This is a genomic window from Pseudomonas nabeulensis (assembly GCF_004682045.1).
Lineage (GTDB): Bacteria > Pseudomonadota > Gammaproteobacteria > Pseudomonadales > Pseudomonadaceae > Aquipseudomonas > Aquipseudomonas nabeulensis.
Genome location: NZ_QUZT01000044.1, coordinates 1 through 21970, shown reverse-complemented (window position 1 = coordinate 21970; position 21970 = coordinate 1). Strand labels below are relative to the sequence as shown.

General features: G+C 60.0%; 17 protein-coding genes and 1 pseudogene. 13 read left to right on the top strand and 5 right to left on the bottom strand.

What is annotated here, in order from left to right; genetic code table 11:
- Window positions 1-47 precede the first annotated feature (47 nt).
- The gene (gene rhlB, locus DYL61_RS21105) at window positions 48-1496 is read left to right on the top strand and encodes an ATP-dependent RNA helicase RhlB (protein WP_135309929.1); all 1449 of its coding nucleotides are present in this window, start codon (window positions 48-50) and stop codon (window positions 1494-1496) included.
- Between the two features lie 151 nt (window positions 1497-1647).
- Here the strand turns inward: rhlB and moaE are convergent, their stop codons facing one another.
- The 5 genes from moaE to DYL61_RS21080 form a co-directional block, all read right to left on the bottom strand.
- On the bottom strand, window positions 1648-2097 hold the full coding sequence (gene moaE / locus DYL61_RS21100) for a molybdopterin synthase catalytic subunit MoaE (protein WP_135309928.1): 450 nt from the start codon (window positions 2095-2097) through the stop codon (window positions 1648-1650).
- 2 nt (window positions 2098-2099) lie between these two features.
- Window positions 2100-2342, bottom strand: a complete 243-nt coding sequence (moaD, locus tag DYL61_RS21095) for a molybdopterin converting factor subunit 1 (protein ID WP_105696071.1) — start codon at window positions 2340-2342, stop codon at window positions 2100-2102.
- Complete coding sequence (gene moaC / locus DYL61_RS21090; RefSeq protein WP_135309927.1) at window positions 2339-2812, bottom strand: cyclic pyranopterin monophosphate synthase MoaC; 474 nt, start codon at window positions 2810-2812, stop codon at window positions 2339-2341. Before moaC ends, moaD begins: the two co-directional genes overlap by 4 nt.
- 181 nt (window positions 2813-2993) lie before the next feature.
- Window positions 2994-4388: a PhoH family protein gene (locus DYL61_RS21085; RefSeq protein ID WP_105696073.1), complete on the bottom strand. Its 1395-nt coding sequence runs from the start codon at window positions 4386-4388 to the stop codon at window positions 2994-2996.
- Window positions 4389-4735: 347 nt separating this feature from the next.
- Window positions 4736-5860, bottom strand: a complete 1125-nt coding sequence (locus tag DYL61_RS21080) for a polysaccharide deacetylase family protein (RefSeq protein WP_135309926.1) — start codon at window positions 5858-5860, stop codon at window positions 4736-4738.
- A 119-nt stretch (window positions 5861-5979) separates the two neighbouring features.
- On the opposite strand from DYL61_RS21080, the gene yaaA reads away from it, so the two are divergent.
- The 12 genes and pseudogenes from yaaA to DYL61_RS21010 all read left to right on the top strand — a co-directional run.
- Complete coding sequence (gene yaaA, locus DYL61_RS21075; RefSeq protein ID WP_105696075.1) at window positions 5980-6759, top strand: peroxide stress protein YaaA; 780 nt, start codon at window positions 5980-5982, stop codon at window positions 6757-6759.
- 890 nt (window positions 6760-7649) lie between these two features.
- Window positions 7650-8966: a nucleotide sugar dehydrogenase gene (locus tag DYL61_RS21070; RefSeq protein ID WP_105696076.1), complete on the top strand. Its 1317-nt coding sequence runs from the start codon at window positions 7650-7652 to the stop codon at window positions 8964-8966.
- An 83-nt stretch (window positions 8967-9049) separates the two neighbouring features.
- Window positions 9050-10531: a mannuronan synthase gene (alg8, locus tag DYL61_RS21065; protein WP_105696077.1), complete on the top strand. Its 1482-nt coding sequence runs from the start codon at window positions 9050-9052 to the stop codon at window positions 10529-10531.
- 36 nt (window positions 10532-10567) lie between these two features.
- Window positions 10568-11734: an alginate biosynthesis protein Alg44 gene (locus tag DYL61_RS21055; protein WP_135309925.1), complete on the top strand. Its 1167-nt coding sequence runs from the start codon at window positions 10568-10570 to the stop codon at window positions 11732-11734.
- Between the two features lie 171 nt (window positions 11735-11905).
- On the top strand, window positions 11906-13285 hold the full coding sequence (gene algK, locus DYL61_RS21045; RefSeq protein ID WP_135309923.1) for an alginate biosynthesis TPR repeat lipoprotein AlgK: 1380 nt from the start codon (window positions 11906-11908) through the stop codon (window positions 13283-13285).
- Window positions 13282-14769 (top strand): alginate export family protein, encoded by a 1488-nt coding sequence (locus DYL61_RS21040; RefSeq protein ID WP_135309922.1) that lies wholly within the window; start codon window positions 13282-13284, stop codon window positions 14767-14769. The genes algK and DYL61_RS21040 overlap by 4 nt, the downstream gene beginning before the upstream one ends.
- Window positions 14769-16343 carry a mannuronan 5-epimerase AlgG gene (gene algG, locus DYL61_RS21035; protein WP_135309921.1) on the top strand — a complete coding sequence of 525 codons (1575 nt, stop codon included), beginning with the start codon at window positions 14769-14771 and terminating at the stop codon, window positions 16341-16343. The genes DYL61_RS21040 and algG overlap by 1 nt, the downstream gene beginning before the upstream one ends.
- Before the next feature lie 11 nt (window positions 16344-16354).
- Complete coding sequence (locus DYL61_RS21030) at window positions 16355-17803, top strand: alginate O-acetyltransferase (RefSeq protein ID WP_105696223.1); 1449 nt, start codon at window positions 16355-16357, stop codon at window positions 17801-17803.
- An 8-nt stretch (window positions 17804-17811) separates the two neighbouring features.
- On the top strand, window positions 17812-18921 hold the full coding sequence (locus tag DYL61_RS21025) for a mannuronate-specific alginate lyase (protein WP_135309920.1): 1110 nt from the start codon (window positions 17812-17814) through the stop codon (window positions 18919-18921).
- Window positions 18922-19149: 228 nt separating this feature from the next.
- Entirely contained in the window at window positions 19150-20682 is a 1533-nt protein-coding gene (locus DYL61_RS21020) for an MBOAT family O-acyltransferase (RefSeq protein WP_105696084.1), read from the top strand.
- 11 nt (window positions 20683-20693) lie between these two features.
- Window positions 20694-21881, top strand: coding sequence for an alginate O-acetyltransferase (locus DYL61_RS21015; RefSeq protein WP_135309919.1), 1188 nt, complete (start codon window positions 20694-20696; stop codon window positions 21879-21881).
- 16 nt (window positions 21882-21897) lie between these two features.
- Window positions 21898-21970 (top strand): annotated as a pseudogene (locus tag DYL61_RS21010) (alginate O-acetyltransferase AlgF); the annotation flags it as partial.

Genomic DNA, 21970 nt, shown 5'->3' with positions numbered 1-21970 from the left:
CATTACACTGGCCGGCGTACATTCCTTAACCAATTAATGAGATCACCGTGCTCGAAGCACTCAAGAAGATGTTCGGCAAAAGCGAGGCCGAGCCGCTCGCGCCTGTTCCCACTGCTCCTGTCCCGACTGCCGGCAGCCGCAATGACGGTAAACAGCCCGACCGGACTGCGCCTGTCGCCCAGCCCGAAACGCCTACGGTGACAACGCCTGAACCGGCACAAGCAGCCGCACCGGCCCCCAAGCCGCGCCGCGAGCGCGCACCAAAACCGCCGGTTACTCCCTGGAAACTCGAAGACTTCGTCGTCGAACCCCAGGAAGGCAAGACCCGCTTCCACGATTTCAAGCTGGCCCCGGAACTGATGCACGCCATTCAGGACCTGGGTTTCCCGTACTGCACGCCGATCCAGGCGCAAGTATTGGGCTTCACCCTGGCCGGCAAAGATGCCATCGGCCGCGCCCAGACCGGCACCGGCAAGACTGCTGCATTCCTGATCTCGATCATCACCCAGTTGCTGCAAACGCCGCCGCCGAAAGAACGCTACATGGGTGAGCCGCGTGCACTGATCATCGCCCCGACCCGGGAGCTGGTGGTGCAGATCGCCAAGGACGCCGCTGACCTGACCAAGTACACCGGCCTCAACGTCATGACGTTCGTTGGCGGCATGGACTTCGACAAGCAGCTCAAGCACCTTGAGGCCCGTCACTGCGACATTCTCGTAGCGACACCGGGCCGCCTGCTGGACTTCAACCAGCGCGGCGACGTGCACCTGGACATGGTCGAAGTGATGGTGCTGGACGAAGCCGACCGCATGCTCGACATGGGCTTTATCCCGCAAGTGCGCCAGATCATTCGCCAGACCCCGCCGAAATCCGAGCGCCAGACCCTGTTGTTCTCCGCCACCTTCACCGATGACGTGATGAACCTCGCCAAGCAGTGGACCACCGACCCGTCCATCGTCGAGATCGAAGCGGAAAACGTCGCCAACGCCAACGTCGAGCAGCACATCTACGCGGTGGCCGGTGCCGACAAATACAAGTTGCTTTACAACCTGGTCAACGACAACGGTTGGGAGCGCGTGATGGTGTTCGCCAACCGCAAGGACGAAGTACGCCGCATCGAAGAGCGCCTGGTGCGCGATGGCGTGAACGCTGCGCAACTGTCGGGCGATGTGCCGCAGCACAAGCGCATCAAGACGCTGGAAGGCTTCCGCGAAGGCAAGATCCGCGTGTTGGTGGCCACCGATGTGGCGGGCCGTGGGATTCACATCGACGGCATCAGCCACGTGATCAACTTCACCCTGCCGGAAGTGCCGGACGACTACGTGCACCGTATCGGCCGTACCGGTCGTGCGGGGGCGGCGGGTGTGTCGATCAGTTTTGCCGGGGAAGATGACTCGTACCAGTTGCCGTCGATTGAGGAACTGCTGGGTCGCAAGATCAGCTGTGAGATGCCACCGACGCATTTGTTGCGCCCGGTAGAGCGCAAACGCCCCTAAAACAGCCTTGGAATGCGGTCAAAATGTGGGAGGGGGCTTGCCCCCGATAGCGGTGTATCAGCCAAATATCCATTGACTGACCCACTGCCATCGGGGGCAAGCCCCCTCCCACATTTGATCTCAGTTGGTTTTGAGATAGGTGTTTGGCCGGTTATTTCCAGCGGTCTGCGGCGGCGTGGTCGCTGCTACGCCCTTCCACCCAACGCGGCCCTTCACTGGTGTGCTCTTTCTTCCAGAACGGCGCCCGTGTCTTCAAGTAGTCCATCACAAACGCACAGGCATCAAACGCCGCCTGGCGATGGGCACTCGCCGCCCCGACAAACACAATCGGCTCCCCCGGTTCCAGCGCGCCGATGCGGTGCAATACGTCCAGCTTGAGCAACGGCCAACGCTGCTCAGCCTCCACGACAATCTTGGCCAACGCCTTTTCGGTCATGCCGGGATAGTGCTCCAGGAACATCCCCGCCACGTCCAGGCCGTCGTTGAAGTCGCGCACATAACCGACAAAACTCACCACCGCGCCCACGCCCACATTGGCCGCGTGCATGGCGTTGACTTCGGCACCGGGGTCGAACGGCTGAGTTTGTACGCGAATGGCCATGGTCAGCCTCCCGTTACGGGTGGGAAAAACGCGACCTCATCGCCGGCCTGCAACGGCTCGTCGAGGTTGCACAGTTCCTGGTTGCGCGCACACATCAGGCTGGTTTCGTTAAGCACTTCAAAACCTGGGTCAGCCGCGAGCGTCTTGCGCAGGTCTTCGACCGTGGCGAAGTCACCTTCCACTTCCAGCGAATCCCAACCCACTGCTTCGCTATAGCGCGCAAAAAACAATACGTTGATGCTCATGCCTGGTCCGCCTTGAAATGCCCGCTTTTGCCGCCGAGTTTTTCCAGCAGGCGAATATGCTCGATGGTCATGCCGCGATCCACCGCCTTGCACATGTCGTAGATCGTCAATGCCGCGACGCTGGCCGCCGTGAGGGCCTCCATCTCCACGCCGGTCTGCCCGGAGAGCTTGCAGCGCGCCAGGATGTGCACGGCGTCCGCACCGTCTGCACTGAGCTCGACTTTTACGCCCGTGAGCATCAGCGGATGGCACAGCGGGATAAGGTCACTGGTTTTCTTGGCGGCCTGGATCCCGGCAATGCGGGCCACGGCAAACACGTCGCCCTTGGGATGGGCGCCGTCGATAATCATTTTCAGGGTCTCGGGCAGCATGCGCACACGCGCTTCGGCCACCGCTTCACGGAACGTCACGGCTTTGTCGGTGACGTCGACCATGTGGGCGCGACCTTGGGAATCGAGATGAGTCAGCACGGGGTTACTCCTGATCAGGAGCAGCGATTGTAAACCCAACCCTGTTCAAGATGTGTCACAAGCTTATGTGGGAGGGGGCTTGCCCCCGATGGCTATGGCACATTCAACATCTCTGTTGACTGACCCACTGCTATCGGGGGCAAGCCCCCTCCCACACAAGCCCCCTCCACATTAATAGTGGTTACAGGTGGGACTCGGCGTATTCAGCCAAGATCGAACGAGGAACCCCTTGCAGCGCAATGTGCACGCCGTTCGGGAAGTCTTTGAAGCGTTCCGTCAGGTAGGTCAGCCCGGAGCTGGTCGCGGACAGGTAAGGGGTGTCGATCTGTGCCAGGTTGCCCAGGCACACCACTTTGGAACCGGCGCCGGCACGGGTGATGATGGTTTTCATCTGGTGCGGCGTAAGGTTCTGGCATTCATCGATCAAAATCAGGCTCTGCTGGAAGCTGCGACCTCGGATGTAGTTGAGGGATTTGAACTGCAACGGCACTTTGCTGAGGATGTAGTCGACGCTGCCATGGGTGTTTTCGTCATCCATGTGCAAGGCTTCGAGGTTGTCGGTGATCGCCCCCAGCCACGGCTCCATTTTTTCCGCCTCGGTGCCGGGCAGGAAACCGATTTCCTGGTCCAGGCCCTGCACGCTGCGGGTGGCGATGATGCGGCGATAGCGCTTGGTCACCATGGTCTGCTCGATGGCAGCGGCCAGGGCGAGAATGGTCTTGCCGGAACCGGCAGCGCCGGTCAGGTTGACCAAATGAATGTCCGGGTCGAGCAGCGCATACAGCGCCAGGCTCTGGTAGATGTCACGCGGTTTCAGGCCCCAGGCTTCCTGGTGCAACAGGGGTTCCTGATGCAGGTCGAGGATCAGCAGCTTGTCGACCTGGATCTCTTTGATCCAGCCCACAAAGCCCTGTTCGTCGATGATGAATTCATTGATATGCACGGCCGGCAGGTTATCGATCAGCTGTACCTGGTGCCAGGTGCGGCCATGGTCCTGACGGGTTTCGACCTTGCTCACCAGGTCCCAGAACGAGCCGGTCACTGTGTGATAACCACGGGACAGCATCGACACGTCGTCGACCAGTTGGTCGGTGCTGTAGTCCTCGGCCGCGATCCCACACGCACGGGCCTTGAGGCGCATGTTGATGTCTTTGGTCACCAGCACCAGGCGCAGGTCCTTGTCACGCGCGTGCAGGTCGATCAATTGGTTGATGATTTTGTTGTCGTTGAGGTTTTCCGGCAGCAGGCTGTTGGGCTCGCGGTGCTTGCTCATCAGGATCGACAGCAAGCCCTTGGGCCCACTTTTGCCGCGCTGGATCGGCACGCCGACTTCAACGTCTTCCGGTGAAGCTTCGCCCAATGTCTGGTCGATCAGGCGGATGGCCTGGCGGCATTCGGCGGCAACGCTGTGATGCCCGCTTTTGAGTTTGTCGAGTTCCTCAAGCACGATCATCGGGATGGCGACGTGGTGTTCTTCAAAGTTGAGCAGAGCGTTTGGATCGTGGATCAATACATTCGTATCAAGCACATAAAGGATTGGCTGGTCGGAAGAAGGGGTGCGTCCATGATCATCCATACTCGGTCACCTTTTGTGGGAGCCAGTCGACGCAATACCTGGGCGGTGCTGCGCCTCGATTCGACCACCGAATGCACCTGAGGGACGTCAAGTGCATGCCCACATGAGGAGTCTTGGAAGACGCCACCTGTGCTGCAGGTTTCGGCGATCTGACTTCGTAATACCGCAAAACCTGTGACAGGAAAAAGCACTTTGACGGTTTTTTGAAGTTTATTTTTCAGGATGACGAATAGCACTAGCCGAGTGCCAGGTAGCCCGTTAAAGTCGGAAGTCCGCCTGCATCGATTTGTCGCACAAAATCACCCCAAAAAGTCCTTAGACCCAACAGGGCCGGGCACTTCGTCTTTTTAACGAAATGCTTCCCGGCAGTCCTGCCAACCCAGTCCACTCTGTGCCGTTGACTGCAACAACATCGGCAACGCAACCCGCGCCTTGTCCTGGGTGTCGTGAAACACAATCACCCCCTTGCGCCACAGCAGCATCAGCGTCAGCACCCGCTGCGCCGACTCATCGGCCTTGAGTTTGCCCGGATCATCCTGGGAGTCGATGTCCCACAACGCCACCTGCAAACCCTGGCCCTGGAAAAAACCCTGACTGTCCGCCCGACGCTGCCCGTAGGGCGGGCGAAACAGCGGCACGTAGTTTTCCGGCATCAGGTTCTGCGTCAACAACGCCGTGCGGGTGATGGAGCTTTGCCAGTCGACCCAATGACTGTGGGAACGGTACTGCCAGCCCTGGGTGCCGACGCATTGGCCCTGGTACAACGCCTGCACCTCGGCGGCAGAACTGCGCTCAACGCGGGTTTGCAGGCTGCTGCCAAGGATGAAGAACGTGGCGTTCAGCTTCTGCTTGCGCAGGTAGTCGGCAAGCCAGTCGGTATTGCCGCTGACCGGCGCAGGGCCACCGTCGAAGGTCAGCAGGAACATCCGGTCGTTGAATTCATCGCCATTGCGCTCATGGTCGCCAAAACGCGCGACTTCGCTGCTGATCTGCGGAAACAGCGCAGCCTTGCGCAGCAGTTCATCCAGATAACGCTCATGGAAGGTATGACTGGGTGCTGCCCAGCCTATATAGAAGGAGTTTTCGCTGACCTCGAATTTGCCGGCCTGCTCGCGTAGATCGTCCATGCTCTCCACTAGGTAGCAGAACGAGGCATCTTCCTCGCAGCTCTGCTGGGCGAAGGTGTAGTTCTCCAGCAGGCGTTGCCAGAGTTGGCGACGCAGGTCGTCAATGGCCGCCAGGTTGATGATCTTCAAGCCCAGACGTTGCTTGAGCGCCGTTTCATCCTGGCTCTCGCTGGCCAGCAGGCTGTGGGCGAACATCAGGATTTCTGCGCGTGAAGCCACATCGAACAGGGCCGGGCTGCTGAGCTTTTCAGGCCAGGTGCCACGGTCCAGGCTGGCCACATCCACCGGCGCGGCCTGGGCAGTCAGGCACAGCAGGCAAGCCGATAACAAAAGCGCGATTCGCACACAGGGTCTCCCTCTCCAGAGTTACCGCCCATCATAGCGGATCGTGCCTATCGCCATCATAGGTGGAGTCAAAACGCCCAAGCCCCTAGAATCCCCGCACGATTTAAGGAGACGACTTCATGCTGACGGTGATTTCCCCCGCCAAGACCCTCGATTTCGAGACCGCGCCTGCTACCGAACGTTTTACCCAGCCGCAGTACCTGGACCATTCCCAGGAGCTGATCGAACAACTGCGCGAGTTGAGCCCGGCGCAAATCAGCGAGCTGATGCATGTGTCCGACAAGATCGGCGGCCTCAACGCCGCGCGCTTCGGCAGCTGGACCCCGGCGTTCACCCCGGCCAACGCCAAGCAGGCACTGCTGGCGTTCAAGGGCGACGTGTACACCGGGCTCAACGCGCAAACCTTCAGCGAAGCCGACTTCACCTACGCCCAGGACCACCTGCGCATGCTCTCGGGCCTCTACGGCCTGCTGCGCCCCCTGGACCTGATGATGCCGTACCGCCTGGAGATGGGCACCAAGTTGGCCAACGCCCGTGGCAAGGACCTGTACGCCTTTTGGGGCACCCGCATCAGCGAATGGCTGAATGAAGCCCTGGCCGAGCAGGGCGACGACGTGCTGTTGAACCTTGCCTCCAACGAATACTTCTCGGCGGTCAAGCGCACCGCCCTGAACGCACGGATCATCAATACCGAGTTCAAGGACTTGAAGAACGGCCAGTACAAGATCATCAGCTTCTACGCCAAGAAGGCCCGGGGCATGATGAGCCGCTTTGTGATTGAAGAACGCATCAACGACCCGGCCAGGCTCAAGGAATTCGATGTGCAGGGCTACCGCTTCAATGCGGAGCAGTCCAAGCCGGATAATCTGGTGTTCTTGCGCGATCACGCACCGGAATAACGCTCTCAAGAACACAGATGTTCAAATGTGGGAGGGGGCTTGCCCCCGATGGCAGTGTGTCAGTCAATGAATGCTTAGCTGACCCACCGCTATCGGGGGCAAGTCGAATCGTCGCACCGCCCCTCCCACATTTTTGTCTGCATTTCAGCCCTGGGATAGCCATAATTTTGACGTCAAAAAACATCTTGACGCATTCCTAACGATTCTTTCACTCGACATTCGTCGTTTTTTTTCGTAGTGGCACCACTTTTTTTAAACACTAGTGGCACAAAACTATCCCCCCGCGCCAACTCCCTATAACCACTGACTAAAACAGCAAGTGCTATCAATATAGTACCAGTGCCATCTTTGCTAATATTTCAAGAAATTTCCGGAAACAGGATGAGCGGCCAGGAACTTCGTCTAAACGGGCGGCTCATACCACCGGTAACGAAATTCTCTGTTTCTGTAAGAGATGACTTACATAACGACCTAAGGAAGTAGCGAAGTTGCATAACAACTTTGACTCACAGGTCACATCATCAACTGATATGAGTTGAGGGCGGCGATAAGGATTCATTGCTTTCCCCTATTAGGCCAAGGCAGCGCTTACCCAAATGTGTCAGTGATGACACCCAAGACGTTGATATCAAAAGGCTTTATGCCTCTATCTGCGCCTTGTGGCACTGGCGCCGGGACCTTCCCCCCAGAAGGCCGGCTGCATTTGAGGGCAAGCCCCAATAACAAGGCCAAGTTGCGCACAACTTGAGTGCAATAGTTAGTCACTCGTTATTAAACATGCCTGCACGCGATGAGTCGGCGTCTATTCGCCCAACTTTCGTGGCATCAGTGACGCTTGCAAACATGAACTCCGGCCATTTAATGGCGTGATTATTAAAGAGGTAAATGCGATGCGCATCAGCATATTTGGTCTAGGTTACGTTGGCGCAGTGTGTGCCGGTTGCCTGTCTGCCCGTGGCCACGAAGTGGTTGGCGTAGACATCTCCAAGGATAAGATCGACCTGATCAATGCAGGCAAATCGCCGATCGTTGAACCGGGTCTGGGCGAGCTGCTGAACAAGGGTATCGAGACCGGTCGTTTGCGCGGCACCACCAACTTCGCCGAAGCCATTCGCGACACCGACCTGTCGATGATCTGCGTCGGTACGCCGAGCAAGAAAAACGGCGACCTGGAACTGGACTACATCGAAGCCGTGTGCCGCGAAATCGGGTTTGTCCTGCGTGACAAAACCACCCGCCACACCGTGGTGGTGCGCAGCACCGTATTGCCAGGCACCGTGGCCAACGTAGTCATCCCGATCCTCGAAGACTGCTCCGGCAAAAAGGCCGGCGTCGACTTCGGTGTCGCGGTCAACCCGGAATTCCTGCGTGAATCCACCGCCATCGCCGACTACGACCTGCCACCGATGACCGTTATCGGCGAGTTCGACAAAGCCTCCGGCGATGTCCTGCAGTCGCTGTACGAAGAACTCGACGCACCGATCATCCGCAAGGACATCGCGGTGGCCGAGATGATCAAGTACACCTGCAACGTGTGGCACGCCACCAAGGTCACTTTCGCCAACGAAATCGGCAACATCGCCAAGGCCGTCGGCGTCGATGGTCGCGAAGTGATGGAAGTGGTCTGCCAGGACAAGACCCTCAACCTGTCCCAGTACTACATGCGCCCAGGCTTCGCCTTCGGTGGTTCGTGCCTGCCCAAAGACGTGCGCGCCCTCACCTACCGCGCCGGTTCTCTGGACGTGGAAGCGCCGCTGCTCAATTCGCTGATGCGCAGCAACGAGTCCCAGGTACAGAACGCCTTCGACATCGTATCCAGCCACGACAAGCGCAAAGTCGCCCTGCTGGGCCTGAGCTTCAAGGCCGGCACCGACGACCTGCGTGAAAGCCCGCTGGTAGAGCTGGCCGAAATGCTGATCGGCAAGGGTTTCGACCTGAGCATCTACGACAGCAACGTCGAGTACGCCCGTGTCCACGGTGCGAACAAGGACTACATCGAAGGCAAGATCCCCCACGTGTCGTCCCTGCTCAACTCGGACTTCGACGATGTGATCAACAACTCCGACGTGATCATCCTCGGCAACCGTGACGAGAAATTCCGTGCCCTGGCGCAGAACGCACCGCACGGCAAGCAAGTGATTGACCTGGTGGGCTTCATGAAAAATGCGACCTGCACCACCGGTCGCACCGAAGGCATCTGCTGGTAACAGCAACGGCAAGTTTCAGGCGACGCGGGTTTCCATCCCCAGCGCGCGCCGCCTGAAACCTCCTTCACCTTCGGAAGATGCTTATGTCCAAGTTAAAACATGTATTACTGCAATCTGCCGGCTGGCTGTTCTTCCTCAGCCTGCTGATGGGACTCGCCCTGCTGCTGCCGGCGAGTACGTTCGACTCCGAGTCGAAGAATTTTATTTTCCTGATTGGCGCCGTGGGTATCTGGCGCTACTCGATGGGTGCTACGCATTTCTTTCGCGGCATGCTGTTCCTGTACGTGGTCTACCCGCACCTGCGCCGCAAGGTGCGCAAGCTGGGCAAGGCCGCCGACCCGTCCCATGTGTTCCTGATGGTCACAAGCTTTCGGATCGATGCACTGACCACCGCCCAGGTGTACAGCTCGGTGATTCGCGAAGCCATCGAATGCGGCTTCCCCACCACCGTGGTCTGCTCGCTGGTGGAAATGTCCGATGAGCTGCTGGTGAAAAGCCTGTGGGAACGCATGCAGCCGCCAGAGCACGTGAAGCTCGACTTCGTGCGCATCGCCGGCACCGGCAAGCGCGATGGCCTGGCCTTTGGTTTCCGTGCGATCTCCCGCCACCTGCCGGATGACCGCGCCGTGGTCGCCGTGATCGATGGCGACACCGTGCTCGCCGAAGGCGTGGTACGCAAGACCGTGCCGTGGTTCCAGCTGTTCGGCAATGTCGGCGGCCTGACCACCAACGAGTTCTGCGAAGTGCGCGGCGGCTACATCATGAGCGAGTGGCACAAGCTGCGCTTCGCTCAGCGCCACATCAACATGTGCTCCATGGCCCTGTCCAAGCGCGTGCTGACCATGACCGGTCGCATGTCGGTGTTCCGTGCCAGCGTGGTCACCGACCCCGGCTTTATCGCCGACGTGGAAAGCGACTCGCTGCAACACTGGCGCCTGGGCCGTTTCAAGTTCTTGACCGGCGATGACAAGTCCAGCTGGTTCAGCCTGATGCGCCTGGGCTACGACACCTTTTACGTGCCGGACGCCGCGATCAACACCGTGGAACATCCGCCGGAAAAGAGCTTTATCAAGGCCAGCCGCAAGCTGATGTTCCGCTGGTACGGCAACAACCTGCGCCAGAACTCCCGCGCCCTCGGTCTGGGTGTGCGTCGCCTCGGTCTGTTCACCAGCATCGTGCTATTCGACCAGCGTGTGTCGATGTGGACGTCCCTGCTGGGCCTGACGGTCGCGTTCATCGCCACCTTCAAATACGGCGGCGCGTTCATCCTCGCGTACCTGCTGTGGATCGGCATCACCCGCCTGATCCTCACCCTGTTGCTGTCGTGCTCCGGCCACAAGATCGGACCGGCTTACCCGGTGATTCTCTATTACAACCAGATCATGGGCGCGCTGGTGAAGATCTACGTGTTCTTCCGCCTTGATCAACAGTCCTGGACCCGCCAGGACACCAAACTGACCCGCGATTTGGCCAGCTTTCAACGTTGGTTCAACACCTGGTCGTCTCGGACCATGACCTTCTCCGCCGGCAGCATTTTTGTCGCCGTGCTGCTGATGATGGTCTGACCCAACCAAGCCTGAATTAACTTAGGAATTACACCGATGAATAGCCAAGCAAACGTCAACGTTGTCCACGAATCCGAAGCCCAGCGCCAACATGCCCGGGTCAAAATCCCGGCCAAGCTGCGCTTTTTCAACACTGACCGCACACCGACCGAAGCCCGGGTGATCGACCTGTCCGCCGGCGGCCTGGCATTCACCTCCACCCAGCCGTTGACCGTCGGCGAAGTGCACAAGGGCCGCCTGCAGTTTGTGATCGATAACCTGGGCCTGGCGATGGACGTGGAGTTGCAAATCCGCTCCTACGACCGCCAAAGCGGCCGCACCGGTTGCCAGTTCCAGAACCTGGAACCGCAGGATATTTCCACCCTGCGCCACTTGATCACCTCGCACTTGTCCGGCGACATCGTGACCATGGGCGACGTGCTGGCGACCCTGCAACGCGACAATTTCACCAAGGCGCGCAAGGTCAAGGACAGCGGCAGCGGCATGAGCGCGTTCGGTCGCCTGCGGGCGGTGACGTTCAGCGCCGGTATCTTTATCGTCGGCCTGGCGGCGTTCGGTTTTATCTTCAAATCGGTGTACGGCATGTACTTCGTCAGCCACGCCCAGGCCGGTCTGGTCAGCGTGCCCGGCATGAACGTGACCATGCCCCGCGACGGCACCGTGCAGAGCCTGCTCAAAGGTGACGCCATCGCCGCCAAGGGCGCGCCGCTGGCGAGCTTCAGCACCAGCATGCTGGATGTGCTCAAGGGCCACCTTGACGAAGACCAACTGCAACCGGCCAAGGTCGAAGAGCTGTTCGGCAAGCAAATGACCGGCACCCTGACTTCGCCGTGTGATTGCGTGGTCGCCCAGCAATTGGTGGCCGATGGTCAGTACGCCAACAAGGGCGATGTGATCTTCCAACTGGTGCCACGTGGCAGCCTGGCCAACGTTGAGGCGCGCTTTACCTATCGCCAGTTCGCCGACGTGCGCCCAGGCACACCGGTGAGCTTCCAGGTGGCCGATGAAGAACAAGTGCGCACCGGCACCATCGTCAGCAGCACCAGCCTGAACAGCGCCGACCTGTCCTCCGACATTCGCGTGCAGATCAAGCCCGACGCACCGCTGGACAGCACCTACGCCGGTCGCCCGGTGGAAGTGACCAGCGACCGTGGCCCTTCGCTGAACTGGCTGATCGACAAAGCCATGGCCCACGGTCTGTAAGCAGAGGACATGCCTGTGATGACTCTTACAAAAACACCGCGGTCCCTGTGGGAGCGGGCTTGCTGTGGCGAGGGAGCTTGCTCCCGTTCGACTGCGCAGCAGTCGCCGGCTGTTGGGGGCGCTTCGCACCCCAGCGGGAGCAAGCTCCCTCGCCACAAAAGCCGCTCCCACATGGGTACAGCGGCGTTGCTGGCTGTTGCAGTCAGCCTCGCCGGTTGCGCCGGCCTGCCCGACCAGCGCCTGGCCAACGAAGCGCTCAAGCGTGGCGACACCGTCACCGCCCAGCAGAACTACCAGCAACTGGCCGACCTCGGCTACAGCGAGGCCCAAGTGGGCCTGGCTGATATCCAGGTAGGCACCCGTGATCCTGCGCAAATCAAACAGGCCGAAGCCACCTACCGTGCGGCGGCTGATACTTCGCCCCGTGCCCAGGCCCGCCTCGGCCGCCTGCTGGTGGCCAAGCCTGGCTCTACCGAAGCCGAGCACCACGAAGCCGAAGGCCTGTTGAAGAAAGCCTTTGCCAATGGGGAAGGCAATACCCTGATCCCGCTGGCGATGCTGTACCTGCAATACCCCCACAGTTTCCCCAACGTGAATGCCCAGCAACAGATCAGCAAGTGGCAGGCCGCGGGTTATCCGGAGGCCGGTCTGGCCCAGGTGCTGCTGTATCGCACCCAAGGCACGTACGACCAGCATTTGGATGATGTGGAACGCATCTGCAAGGCCGCACTGAACAGCACCGATATCTGCTACGTCGAGCTGGCCACGGTCTATCAGAAACAAGCCGCACCGGAGAAACAGGCCGAGTTGCTCAAGCAGATGGAAGCCGGCTACAGCCGTGGCACCGTCACCGCGCAGCGCGTCGACAGCGTTGCCCGTGTACTGGGCGATGCCAGCCTGGGCCAACCGGACGAAAAAACCGCCCAGGCCCTGCTGGAAAAAATCGCCCCCGGCTATCCGGCCTCCTGGGTCAGCCTGGCGCAATTGCTCTACGACTTCCCCGAACTGGGCGACGTCGACCAGATGATGAAGTACCTGGACAACGGCCGCGCCGCCGACCAGCCCCGCGCCGAGCTGTTGCTGGGCAAGCTCTACTACGAAGGCAAGTGGGTGCCCGCCGACGCCAAGGCCGCCGAAGCGCACTTCGAAAAAGCCCAGGGCAAGGAAGTGGCCGCCGATTACTACCTCGGCCAGATTTACCGCCGTGGCTATTTGGGCAAGGTCTATCCGCAAAAGGCCCTGGACCACCTGCTGACCGCTGCGCGCAACGGCCAGAACAGTGCCGACTTCGCCATCGCCCAATTGTTTTCCCAAGGCAAGGGCACCAAGCCCGACCCATTGAACGCCTATGTCTTCAGCCAGTTGGCCAAAGCCCAGGACACGCCGGAGGCCAACGACTTGGCCACCCAACTTGAAGCGCCGCTGACCCCGGAGCAACGCACCCAGGGCCAACGCCTGGTGCAACAAGAACTGGCGACCCGCGGCACCCTGGCCCAGAGCACGTTGCAACTGCACGCCCTGGAAGAAGAAGACGGCGAGGAATCCCTATGACGCTCAATCCCTTCGTCAAGGCCGGTATTGGCCTGACCTTCGCCCTGCTGTGGTCGTGCCCGACCCTGGCCGCGCTGACCGAAACCAAGAACTTCGGCCTGGAAGTGAAAATCACCGGCCAGTCCGAAGACGACCGCGACCTGGGCACGCAAAAAGGCGGCGACGTCAACGGCGTCGGCCTTGACCTGCGCCCGTGGATCTATGGCGAAAGCGGCGCGTGGAGCGCCTATGCCATGGGCCAGGCGGTCACTTCCAGCGACATCATCGAGACCGACACCCTCCAACAGTCGGCCGATGACGAGAACCAGCAAACCAGCAACAACGACCGCAAGACCAAGAAAAACTACCTGGCGATGCGCGAGTTCTGGGTCGGCTACAGCGGCTTCACGCCCTACCCCGGCGAGATCCTCAAGCTCGGTCGCCAACGCCTGCGCAATGACGACGGCCAATGGCGCGACACCAATATCGAAGCGCTGAACTGGACCTTCGACACCACTTTGCTCAAGGCCAATGTGGGCGTCGCCGAGCGTTTCAGCGAATACCGCACCGACCTCAAGGAACTGGCCCCGGTCGACAAAGACCGCCAGCACCTCTACGCCGACGGCGCTTACCAGTGGACGCCTGGCCAGTGGGTCGGCCTGCGCGCTCACCATACCCATGACAACGGCAAGCTCGACTATCCGGAACCGGGCGTGCCGACCGACTCGTTGGACAAACGCGAGAACGGCGACCTGACCTGGCTCGGCCTCGAAGCCAACAGCGATGCCTACAACTGGCGCAATACCAACACCGTCAACTACTGGGCGAGCATCACCGGCATGCGCGGCGACCGTGACACGGTCAACGCCCTGAACGCCGACGGCACCCGCCCAACGAACGCCAAGCGCAGCGATGATGTGAGCGGCTGGGCCACCGACCTGGGTATCCGCCTGCGTCTGGACCCGCAATGGCAAGTGGGCGCGGCGTATTCCCGCGCCAGCGCCGAGTACGAGCAGAACGGCCTGCAAAGCAACCGTTCGAACTGGACCGGCACCCAGTCCCGCGTGCACCGCTTCGGCGAAGCGTTCCGTGGCGAGATGAACAACATGCAGTCCATGAGCCTGTTCGGTTCCTGGCAGCTGCGTGAGGACTACGACGCCAGCCTGGTGTACCACAAGTTCTGGCGTGTCGACGGCAACAAGCCGGTGGGCAGCAACGGTATCGATGCGGTGCAGAACAACACCGATGACGTGACCGGCGCGATTGTGTCCAGCACCTCCCTGCCCCTTGAAGACGGCAAGAAAGACCTGGGCCAAGAGATGGACCTGGTGGTCACCAAGTACTTCAAGAAAGGCCTGCTGCCGGCCGCACTCAGCCAGTCCATCGACGAACCGTCGGCCCTGGTGCGTTTCCGTGCAGGCGTGTTCAAACCGGGCGACGCCTACGGCAGCCAAGTCGACTCTTACATGCACCGCGCGTTTGTTGATGTGGTGTGGAGATTCTGATGGGAGCCTGCGCTATGAAACCTCACACGTTGCTCGTCGCCGCGATGCTGATGGCGAACGCCACGGCCTTCGCCGACACCGCACCGCAGGCCAAGGCGCCGACCATCGCCAAAGAACTGCAACAGGCCAAGACCTACACCATTTCCAGCCCGCCCACCGCGCCGCTGGAAATGGCCAAGCCAGCCTTGCCTGACTTGTCGGGCTACACCGATGCGGCGATGGAAAAGAAGATCGTGCGCAGCAAGCCCGGCAAAATCAGCATCCGCCGCATGATGCAGGAAGACGCCCTCAAGGACTTTATCGGCGGTGACAACAAGATGGCCGAATGGGTGGTGCGCCAGCACGGCATTCCCCAGGCGATCTTTGTCGACGACGGCTATATGAACCTCAAGGATCTGCTGGGCAAGGTGCCCAAGCAGTACCTGAGCGAAACCTCGCCGGGGGTGTTCCTGGCCAAGTTGCCGATCGTGGTCGGGCGCAAGGGCATCCTGGAAATCGACAAGAAAACCCAGGAGTTGCGCCTGTCCCAGGAAGCCGGTTCGTTCCTGATCAACGACGGCCAGCTATTTGTGCGCGACACCAAGATCACTGGCTGGAGCGAGAAGGCCAACGGTCCGGCGCTGTTCAAGTCGCCGAAGGAGTTCCGCCCATTCCTGCTGGCCTGGGGCGGCACCGAGACCTACGTCTCCAAGACCAAGATGGCCAGTTTCGGCTATGCCAACAGTAAGTCGTACGGGGTCAGTATTTCCCAGTACACGCCGAACATGGCCAAGGTGCTCAAGCGCCCGGAACCCACCGGCTGGATCATTGATTCCGAGTTCTCGGACATGTGGTACGGCTTCTACTGCTACGAGACCACGAACTTCGTGATCAAGGGCAATACCTATAAAGACAACATCGTCTACGGCATTGACCCCCACGACCGCTCCCACGGTTTGATCATCGCGGACAACACCGTGTACGGCACCAAGAAGAAGCACGGCATCATCATTTCCCGGGAAGTGAACGACAGCTTCATCTTCAATAACCGCAGCTACGACAACAAGCTCTCGGGCCTGGTCCTCGACCGTAACAGCGTCAACAACCTGGTGGCCGACAACGAGTTCTACCGCAACCACACCGACGGCATCACCCTCTATGAGAGCGGTGACAACCTGCTGTGGGGCAACAAGGTGATTGCCAACCGTCGCCACGGCATTCGCGTGCGTAACAGCGTGAATATCAAGCTGTACGAGAACACCTCGATGGCCAACGGCCTGACCGGCCTGTACGGCCACATCAAGGACTTGACCGACACCGACCGTGACATCGCCCTCGACCCGTTCGACGCCCAGGTGTCGCTGATTGTGGTCGGCGGTGAACTGGCGGGTAACGGCAGCGGGCCGCTGTCCATCGACTCGCCATTGAGCGTGGAGCTGTACCGCGTGTCGATGCTGGCGCCGACCAAATCCAGCGGCATCAGCTTCAACGGTGTGCTGGGTGATCGCCAGGAAGAGATTCTCGACCTGCTGGTGCGCCAGCAGAAAGCCGTGCTGATCGACCCTGTCGAACGCCAGACCGAATTGCAGGACTGAGGATGACCCTTATGCACCCACACATGATCAAATTGTTGAGCCTTTCGGGTCTGACCCTCGGCCTGCTCGCGGCCAGCCAGGGCGTGCGCGCCGACGACGTGAAGGCACCGACCTATACCGCCGAACCGTGCTGTAGCCTGTGCCCCGCCGCCCATGATGCGCGCAACTACACCACGCGTTATCAGCAGAACTTCACCACGCTGGTACAAGCCCAGGGTGATTGGCTGTTCCGTACCCAGGAAGATCTGCGCACCGAATTCGATACCACACCGGCCGGCTACAAACGCATGCAACAACTGCACGATGCGTTCAAGGCCAAGGGCGTGGAACTGGTGGTGGTCTACCAACCAACCCGTGGTTTGGTGAACCGCAACAAGCTCAACCCGGAAGAGAAAGCCAAGTTCGATTTCGACAAGGCCCTGGGCAACTACAAGACCATGCTCGGCCGTTTCGCCAAGATGGGCTACGTGGTGCCGGACCTGTCGCCGTTGACCAACGAACAGCTTCCCGACGAATTGCCGGCCCACGATTTCTACTTCCGCGGCGACCAACACTGGACCCCCTACGGCGCCCAGCGCACCGCGAAAATCGTCGGCGCCAAAGTGCGCGCCATGCCCGAGTTCGCTGATATCCCCAAGCGTGAATTCGAAACCACCCGCTCCGGACGCATGGGCAAGACCGGCACCCTGCACAACATGGCCGGGCAGCTGTGCGGCACCAGCTACGCGATCCAGTACATGGACCAGTTCACCACCGAGCCCAAGGGCGAAGCGGGTGACGGCGACCTGTTCGGCGATTCCGGCAACCCGCAGATCACCCTGGTGGGCACCAGCCACAGCGGCAAGAACTACAACTTCGCCGGCTTCCTGGAACAGGAAATCGGTGCTGACATCCTCAACGTCGCCTTCCCCGGCGGCGGCCTGGAAGGTTCGATGATCCAGTACCTGGGCAGCGATGAATTCCAGAAGACCCCGCCGAAAATCCTGATCTGGGAGTTCTCGCCGCTGTATCGCCTGGACCAGGAGACCATCTACCGCCAGATGATGTCGCTGCTGGACAACGGCTGCGAAGGCAAGACCGCGCAGATGACCGCCAGCACTTCTTTGAAGCCCGGCAAGAACGAATTGCTGGTGAACAGTTCGAACAAAGACCTGCGTAATGCCAATCACCAGGTTGATATCCGCTTCGCCGACCCGTCGGTGAAAACCCTGCAAGCCACCCTCTGGTACATGAACGGGCGCCACGAGGACATCAAGATCGAGAAACCCGAAACATCCGATACAGACGGGCGTTTCGCCTTCGAACTGCGTACCGATGAAGACTGGGCCTCGCAGAACCTGCTGGCCGTGGAAGTGCAAGGCCCCGAAGCGGGCCAGGCCGCGCAGAAGGTTGAAGCGAAAATTTGCACACGCAACGTATTCCCAAGCGGCGGTCAAAAAACCGCGTCGCTCGGGCAATGAGGTTACCTATGCAGAAGTTATTGATCCCCACGTTACTGGGCCTGGCGATGTTCGCCGGTGCAGTCAACGCCGCCGCCCCACTGCGTCCGCCCCAGGGCTACTTCGCCCCGATCGAGGCGTTCAAGACCGGCGACTTCAAGAATGACTGCGACGCCATGCCGGCGCCGTACACCGGCTCGCTGCAATTTCGCAGCAAGTACGAGGGTTCGGACAAGGCGCGCGCCACCCTGAATACCCAGTCCGAAAAAGCCTTTCGCGACAGCACCGCCGATATCACCAAGCTGGAAAAAGACACCAGCAAGCGCGTGATGCAATTTATGCGCGACGGGCGTCCGGAGCAGCTCGAATGCACCTTGAACTGGCTCACCAGCTGGGCCAAGGCCGATGCGTTGATGTCCAAGGACTTCAACCACACCGGCAAGTCCATGCGCAAATGGGCGCTGGGCAGCATGGCGTCGGCCTATGTGCGCTTGAAGTTTTCCGACTCGCACCCGTTGGCCAACCATCAACAGGAATCCCAGCTGATCGAGGCTTGGTTCAACAAGTTGGCGGATCAGGTGGTGAGCGACTGGGACAACCTGCCGCTGGATAAAACCAACAACCACTCCTACTGGGCCGCGTGGTCGGTGATGGCCACGTCCGTCGCCACCAACCGTCGCGACCTGTTTGATTGGGCGGTCAAGGAATACAAGGTCGGCGTGAATCAGGTCGATGACCAGGGCTTCCTGCCGAACGAGTTGAGGCGTCAGCAACGCGCCTTGTCGTACCACAACTACGCCCTGCCGCCGCTGTCGATGATCGCCAGTTTTGCCCTGGTCAACGGTGTCGACCTGCGCCAGGAAAACAACAGCGCGCTCAAGCGCCTGGGCGACAAGGTACTGGCCGGGGTCAAAGACCCGGACATCTTCGAGAAGAAGAACGGCAAGGACCAGGACATGAAGGACTTGAAGCAGGACATGAAATTCGCCTGGCTCGAACCCTTCTGCACCCTCTACACCTGCGCCCCGGATGTGATCGAGCGCAAGCACGGGATGCAGCCGTTCAAGACGTTCCGTCTTGGCGGTGACCTGACCAAGGTCTACGACCCGGCGCATGAAAAAGGCAACAAAGGTTCTTGAAAAGTTAACTGACTGAATGGGATTCAAATGTGGGAGGGGGCTTGCCCCCGATAGCGGTGCATCAGTGGATGCATCTGGTGACTGACACACCGCCATCGGGGGCAAGCCCCCTCCCACATTTTGAGCCGGTTCCGTCAGCGAGATTGCAATACCGCCCTCCCTCGAAATCGTGGGGGGGGTTTGGGGGGGCTGCGGCCCTTGACTGTGGTTAAACATGGAGAGATCGGGATGGTTTTCTCGTCCAATGTGTTCCTGTTTTTGTTCTTGCCGATATTCCTCGGCTTGTACTACTTGAGCGGGCAACGCTATCGCAACCTGCTGCTGCTGATTGCCAGCTATGTGTTCTACGCCTGGTGGCGAGTGGACTTCCTGGCGCTGTTCGCCGCTGTGACGCTGTGGAACTACTGGATCGGCCTTAAAGTCGGTGCAGCCGGCGTACGCACCAAGCCGGCCCAGCGCTGGCTGCTGCTCGGCGTGGCCGTCGACCTGTGTATCCTCGGCTACTTCAAGTACGCCAACTTCGGCGTCGACAGCATCAACGTGATGATGAAGTCGGCGGGCCTGGAGCCGTTCATCCTGACCCACGTGCTGTTGCCGATTGGTATCTCGTTCTACATCTTCGAGTCCATCAGCTACATCATCGACGTGTATCGCGGCGACACCCCGGCAACCCGCAACCTGATCGACTTTGCGGCGTTCGTGGCGATCTTCCCGCACCTGATTGCCGGCCCCGTGTTGCGCTTTCGCGACCTGGCCGACCAGTTCAACAACCGCACCCACACCCTCGATAAATTCTCCGAGGGCTGCACGCGGTTCATGCAGGGCTTTATCAAGAAAGTCTTTATCGCCGACACCCTCGCGGTGGTGGCTGACCATTGCTTCGCCCTGCAAAACCCCACCACGGGCGATGCCTGGCTCGGCGCACTGGCCTACACCGCGCAGCTGTACTTTGACTTTTCCGGCTACAGCGACATGGCCATCGGCCTGGGCTTGATGATGGGTTTCCGCTTTATGGAAAACTTCAAGCAGCCGTATATCAGCCAGTCGATCACCGAGTTCTGGCGCCGCTGGCACATTAGCCTCTCCACCTGGCTGCGTGACTACCTCTACATCACCCTGGGCGGCAACCGTAAAGGCACACTGATCACCTACCGCAACCTGTTCCTGACCATGCTGCTGGGTGGCCTGTGGCACGGCGCGAACATCACCTACATCGTGTGGGGCGCGTGGCACGGCATGTGGCTGGCGATTGAAAAAGCCATCGGCCTGAACACTTCACCACGCAGCTTCAACGTGGTGCGCTGGGCCTTCACCTTCCTGCTGGTGGTGATGGGCTGGGTGATCTTCCGCGCTGAAAACCTGCATGTCGCCGGCCGTATGTACGGCGCGATGTTCAGCTTTGGCGAGTGGTCGCTGTCGGAACTCAACCGCGCCAGCCTCACCGGCCTGCAAGTGGCGACTCTGGTGGTGGCGTATGCAACGTTGGCGTTCTTCGGCCTGCGGGATTTCTACACCAATCGCCCTGCGGAGAAAACCAAGCCCGCCGACCCGAGCCTGATCAAGGCCGTGCCGGGCGACAACCCCGGCAGCATCCACCAGCCCGGTTTTACCGTAGGCCAGGACGCCGCCGTGCAACCGGCCTACTGGACCGCTGACTGGCCACGCTACGCCATGCGTGCGGCGGTGCTTGCACTGTTCGTGGCGTCGATTCTCAAACTGTCGGCGCAGAGTTTCTCGCCGTTCCTTTACTTCCAATTCTGAGGGAGCCGACCATGACCCGTTCATTACGCGTTCTCTATATCGGCCTGTTCATGGTGCTGCTACTGGCCCTGGGCGCCTGGTCGCTGCGCAGTTTCTTCGGTTTCAGCACCAACGCCGACGCCACCGTGCTTAACGGTCGCTGGACCAAAGCCGTCGAGACCCACTACGACGACGAGTTCCCGATCAAGCGTATCGGCACCAACCTGTGGGCGGCGCTGGACTACAAGCTGTTCAACGAAGGTCGCCCTGGCGTGGTGCTGGGCCGTGATCACTGGTTGTACAGCGACGAAGAGTTCAACCCCATTATCAACGAAGACCAGAACCTGCAAGGCAACTACGCGCTGGTCGAAGGCGTGCGCCAGAAGCTCAAGGCCCAGGGCATTCAATTGGTCATGGCGATTGTGCCGGCCAAAGTGCGCCTGTACCCGGAACACGTCGGTGAAGTGAAACCGGCGAGCATCCACGCCAACCTGTACCAGGACTTCCATGCCCGCGTCGCCGCCGACAACATCCCGGCACCCGACCTGCTCGGCCCGCTGCAACAAGGCAAGCTGAGTGGCAAGCAAGTGTTCCTGCGCACCGACACCCACTGGACCCCGGACGGTGCCGAGATCGCGGCCAAGCAACTGGCCAAGGCCATCAGCGAAAAAACCCCGCTGAGCGGCGAGCCGCAACGCTTTGTCACCGAGGCCGAGAACACCGCACCGCATAAAGGCGACCTGCGTCTGTTCCTGCCCCTGGACCCGTTGTTCGAAAACCTGATGCCGCCCAAAGAACCGCTGGAAAAACGCGTGACGCACCTGGCCGAAAGCAAAGGCGACGACGCGCTGTTTACCGATAGCGAAACGCCGGTGGCGTTGGTGGGCACCAGCTACAGCGCCAACCCCAACTGGAACTTCGTCGGTGCGCTCAAGCAAGCCCTGCACAGCGACGTCATCAACTATTCGGAAGACGGCCACGGTCCGATCCTGCCGATGCTCAGCTACCTGAAAAGCGATGACTTCAAGAACAGCCCGCCCCAGGTGCTGATCTGGGAGTTTCCTGAACGTTATCTGCCGGTAAACAACGAAATCGGTGATGCCGACCCGCAGTGGGTTGCGCAGCTTAAACAAGCCGGTTCGCGCCAACAGAACATGGCTATGAACACCCCCGCTTTTAAACATCAGAAATCCGAGACGCCCGACCGGGCGCAAAACTGAAAGAGAGGTAACTCACATGACTTTCACTACTACTCCTCGTCGTCTCGCCAAAACCCTGGCTATTGCAGCTGGCCTGAGCGTCGTATCCC

Excerpts from the sequence above, each read along its gene's own strand:
- moaE (WP_135309928.1), bottom strand. The coding sequence starts at position 2,097 with ATGGCCATTCGCGTACAAACTCAGCCGTTCGACCCCGGTGCCGAAGTC.
- DYL61_RS21020 (WP_105696084.1), top strand. The coding sequence starts at position 19,150 with ATGGTTTTCTCGTCCAATGTGTTCCTGTTTTTGTTCTTGCCGATATTC.
- alg8 (WP_105696077.1), top strand. The coding sequence starts at position 9,050 with ATGTCCAAGTTAAAACATGTATTACTGCAATCTGCCGGCTGGCTGTTC.
- DYL61_RS21025 (WP_135309920.1), top strand. The coding sequence starts at position 17,812 with ATGCAGAAGTTATTGATCCCCACGTTACTGGGCCTGGCGATGTTCGCC.
- yaaA (WP_105696075.1), top strand. The coding sequence starts at position 5,980 with ATGCTGACGGTGATTTCCCCCGCCAAGACCCTCGATTTCGAGACCGCG.
- DYL61_RS21040 (WP_135309922.1), top strand. The coding sequence starts at position 13,282 with ATGACGCTCAATCCCTTCGTCAAGGCCGGTATTGGCCTGACCTTCGCC.
- algK (WP_135309923.1), top strand. The coding sequence starts at position 11,906 with ATGGGTACAGCGGCGTTGCTGGCTGTTGCAGTCAGCCTCGCCGGTTGC.
- DYL61_RS21015 (WP_135309919.1), top strand. The coding sequence starts at position 20,694 with ATGACCCGTTCATTACGCGTTCTCTATATCGGCCTGTTCATGGTGCTG.
- moaD (WP_105696071.1), bottom strand. The coding sequence starts at position 2,342 with ATGAGCATCAACGTATTGTTTTTTGCGCGCTATAGCGAAGCAGTGGGT.
- DYL61_RS21055 (WP_135309925.1), top strand. The coding sequence starts at position 10,568 with ATGAATAGCCAAGCAAACGTCAACGTTGTCCACGAATCCGAAGCCCAG.
- algG (WP_135309921.1), top strand. The coding sequence starts at position 14,769 with ATGGGAGCCTGCGCTATGAAACCTCACACGTTGCTCGTCGCCGCGATG.
- DYL61_RS21085 (WP_105696073.1), bottom strand. The coding sequence starts at position 4,388 with ATGGATGATCATGGACGCACCCCTTCTTCCGACCAGCCAATCCTTTAT.
- DYL61_RS21030 (WP_105696223.1), top strand. The coding sequence starts at position 16,355 with ATGCACCCACACATGATCAAATTGTTGAGCCTTTCGGGTCTGACCCTC.
- DYL61_RS21070 (WP_105696076.1), top strand. The coding sequence starts at position 7,650 with ATGCGCATCAGCATATTTGGTCTAGGTTACGTTGGCGCAGTGTGTGCC.